The 3952-nt window shown below is 62.2% G+C and carries 3 protein-coding genes; all 3 read left to right on the top strand.

What is annotated here, in order from left to right; translation table 11 throughout:
* The coding region (locus JWQ61_RS12010) for an SDR family NAD(P)-dependent oxidoreductase (protein ID WP_304360731.1) at positions 1 to 421 on the top strand (421 nt) is incomplete at its 5' end.
* A 179-nt stretch (positions 422 to 600) separates the two neighbouring features.
* A complete protein-coding gene (locus JWQ61_RS12005) occupies positions 601 to 1680 on the top strand; it encodes an aromatic ring-hydroxylating dioxygenase subunit alpha (RefSeq protein ID WP_304360730.1) in 1080 nt (359 codons plus the stop codon).
* A 305-nt stretch (positions 1681 to 1985) separates the two neighbouring features.
* Positions 1986 to 3839, top strand: a complete 1854-nt coding sequence (locus tag JWQ61_RS12000; protein ID WP_304360729.1) for a fatty acyl-AMP ligase — start codon at positions 1986 to 1988, stop codon at positions 3837 to 3839.
* Positions 3840 to 3952 lie beyond the last annotated feature (113 nt).

The raw sequence follows: 3952 nt of genomic DNA, 5'->3' as shown, positions 1-3952 counted from the left end.
CCGCCAGCTGGAAACCAATTTCTTTGGCACCCTGGCCATGGCGCAGGCTTTCGCGCCTGTCCTGCACGAGAACGGCGGCGGCGCCCTGGTCAATGTGCTGTCGGTCCTGAGCTGGCTCAACCTGCCGTCGATCGGATCCTATTGCGCCTCGAAGGCCGCCGCATGGGCGCTGACCAACGGCCTGCGCAACGAGTTGCGCGGCAACCGCACGCTGGTGGTCGCTGTGCATGCCGCCTATATCGACACCGACATGGCCAAGCATGTCGAAGGCCCGAAAACCAAACCGGAAGAGGTTGTCCGGCAAACCCTGGAAGCCATTGAACTCGGCCGTGAAGAAGTCCTGAGCGACGACATCACGAAAAAAGTGAAACTGGAATTGAACGCCGAACTTCCCGTCTACGTACGGGAATGGGGTAAATAAAGCCGCCGCAAGCTCCCTCAATCAAAGCCTCGCGTTTACAACTCCGAGGCTGTTGCGAAACCAGCCCGCCGTCGTTGCGCCTGCCGGCCGTACTGCACTTGCTGTATGGCCCGGGGCAGGCACGCCTGTGCACTTTGTTTCGCAGCCGCCGCGCCATAAAAAGACTTGGAAAGTGCCCTATGCTGATTCGAAATGCCTGGTATGTCGCCGCACTGTCGTCTGAAATCAAGACCGAACTGTTCGCCCGCAAAATCCTGAACGAAAACATCGTCATGTACCGCACCTCGAACGGTGCGCTGGCGGTGCTGGAAGACCGCTGCCCGCACCGCCAGGTGCCGCTGTCGAAAGGCCATCTCCAGGGCGATACGCTGGTCTGCTGGTATCACGGCCTGCAGTTCGACGCCAAAGGAAAATGCATCCACATCCCCAGCCAGCAGCTGATTCCCCAGCGCGCCTGCGTCAAGACTTATCCGGTCGCCGAAAAATACGGCTTCGTCTGGCTGTGGATGGGCGAAGCCGCGCTCTGCGACGAGGCGCTGATTCCGGATCACTCGGTGTGCGACTCGGCGCAATTTGCCGGCGAGATGTGCTACACCCACGTGCTCACCGATTACCGGCTGGCGATCGACAACCTGCTCGACCTGACCCATATCAATTACGTGCATACGGAAACCATCAGTTCGATAGCGGTAGCCGAGACGCCGCCCGACATCACCGTGAACGAGCGCGAAGTGCGTGTGCGCCGGGTGCTGCGCAAGGAAAAGAATTCGCCACTGCTCAAGAAAATGATGGGGCTCGACTATATCGACCGCACCCAGGAAGTGATTTTCTGGCCGGTCGGGAATACCCGCGTCGAAACCACTGCACGTGCGCCCGACGACCAAAACGGCGCGGCGCTGCGCCTGTTCACCACGTCGATCTTTACGCCGGAAACGGTCAACAGCAGCCATATCTGGGTCGGCATGCACCGCGACTTTGCGCTCGACAACCAGCCGCTGACGCAGATGATCCTGCAAGAGGTGGTCAAGACCGTGCTCGAGGACAAGGACGTCACCGAACACCTGCAGCAGAACTGGAAGCAGAGCGCGCCCATCGTCCATCTTGCTGTCGACCAGGCTGCTGCAGCTGCGCGCCGCATGCTCACCGACCTGCGGCTGCAGGAATCCGGGGTGCGCGAACGAGGCATCGTCGAATTCGATTTACGCAACGGCGCGCCCTCCGAAAACTGGGTGGGCGAGGCCGGCGTCGAAGTCGTCTAGCGGACTTCCGCGGGCCAGTTCCGTCCCGCCACCGACAGTTCGTTCGGTACGCCGGTAGCAATATGGCAAGGAGCGCGTCACCCGGCTCCGCGTCATATTAATAATGCGCAGATCGATATGCACTCGACGGTGCATTGCAGCAAATTGTCTCGCGCAGCAATCAAATTGGCCGCCGCCGCAACAGACACGGCACAACGTAATCCATATAGTCGTCTCGTAGATTGAGCGGCCGTGTGCAACGGCGCAACGCCGGTCTGCCCTCGGCCGCGCGGCGTTTTCCTGGCAATCAAACAACGGAGTATCGAATGACATCCAGCTTGAGCATGAGCGAAGCGACAGTGTTGGTCCCGGAACAGGCCGCGCAGGATATCGACATGGATGCGATCCTGCGCCGGCGCGCCGCGGCGACGCCGGACGAGGTTGCTCTGCGCTTCCTGAAAAACGGCGAAGACGACATTGTTGAATTGACCTATCGTCAACTCGACCTGCGCGCCGCCCGCCTGGCGCGCCAGCTCAAACAGCAGCTGACGCCGGGCGCCCGGGTGCTGCTGGTGCTGGAGCCGGGCCTGAATTACGTCACGGCGCTGTTCGCCATTTTCAAGGCGGGCGCAACCGCGGTGCCGTCGTTCCCGCCGGTCGGCAGCCGCGCAGTCGCGCGTTTCGCCGGCATCTGTAACGATTGCAATGCGCAGCTGGTGATCGCCGAAGGCAGCCTGCACGCAGCCGTGGACCGTCTCAATGCCTCGCTCTCCGCCGAGGGCAATGTTCCTGAATGGCTGTTTATCGGCAGCGACTTTTTCGAAGCGCAGGACGCGCAACCGCTGCCCGCTGATGCGAACGATGAAGCGGGCGGCAGCGAGCAGTTCCCGGCGCTGCTGCAATACACATCCGGCTCCACCGGCAATCCCAAGGGCGTGGTGCTTTCCGCCGCCAACCTGATCAGCAATAGCCGCGTGCTCGACATCAGGCTGGGATCGGCAGAAAAACATATCGGCTTCACCTGGCTGCCGCCCTACCACGACATGGGCCTGATGGGAGCGCTCCTGCTGTCGGTGTACAGCGGATTCACGCTGGTGGTCATGACGCCCGCCCATTTTGTGCAGCGTCCGCTGCGCTGGCTGAAAGGCTTGTCGACGCACCAGGTCACGACCTCGGTGGCGCCGAATTTCGCGCTCGACCTGTGCGTCGATACCATCACGGATGACGAAATCGCCGAGCTCGACCTGAGCAGGCTGAAGATGCTGTTTTGCGGCGCCGAACCGGTGCGGCAAGCCACGCTTGACCGCTTTTCGGAAAAATTCAAGCCGGCCGGATTTTCCAGCGCGGCGTTTGTCCCGTGCTACGGCCTGGCTGAAGCCACCCTGTTCATTTCCGGCAAAGCGGACCGCGACGCGACGCCGAAGACGCTGTTGCTGGACCATGAAGCGCTGGCCTGTGGCCAGGCCATACCGGCCACCGCAGACGCGCCTGCTGCGGCGGTCATCAGCTGCGGCACGGTAGCCAGCGGACATGTGATGGCCATCGTCGATCCCGACACCCTGCAGCAGCTGCCGGCCGGCGCGGTCGGCGAACTGTGGTTCAAGGGCGCCAGCGTGGCGCAAGCCTATCTCAACCAGCCCGAAGCCAGCACCGAGACATTCCATGCCTACATTGCAGGCGATCAGCAGGACGGCCCCTACCTGCGCACCGGCGACCTCGGTTTCATGCTCGACGACGAGCTGTATATCACCGGCCGCATCAAGGACGTCATCATTTTCGCCGGCCGCAACCTCTATCCGCAAGACATCGAAGCCGCAGCCCAGGCCAGCCATCCAGCGATCCGCACCAACGGCGTCGCGGCATTCTCGGTAATGCGGGACGACACGGAACAGCTGGTGGTGGTGGCCGAGATCCTGCGCTCAGCCAAGCTGAACGGCGAAGACCTGGAAAACGTCGAAGACGCAATTGCCGCCGCGATTACCCGCAGCCATGGCGTGGCGCCGCATACCGTGCACCTGGCGCCGGTGTCCACCATTCCGCTGACGACCAGCGGCAAGGTGCGCCGCAGCGCCTGCCGCGATGCCTTCAACGCCGGCTCGCTGGCCTACGCCAAGGCCCGTCCGACACCATCCGCAACGACAGCGGAAACCGACAGCACCACACTTTTCCAACAGGGGTAAGCAGTGACCAATACCAAAAATCCCGCTGCCGCAGCGCCTGACGAGAAAAAGCAAGCGCTCAGGGACGGCGACAGCAAGGCGCGCAGGCTGGCTTACCTGACCGTGCTGACGCC

Source organism: Collimonas fungivorans (assembly GCF_028292705.1).
GTDB lineage: Bacteria > Pseudomonadota > Gammaproteobacteria > Burkholderiales > Burkholderiaceae_D > Collimonas > Collimonas fungivorans_B.
Note: the sequence above shows the minus strand (reverse complement) of the source record. Positions and strands in the feature narration are given on the sequence as shown.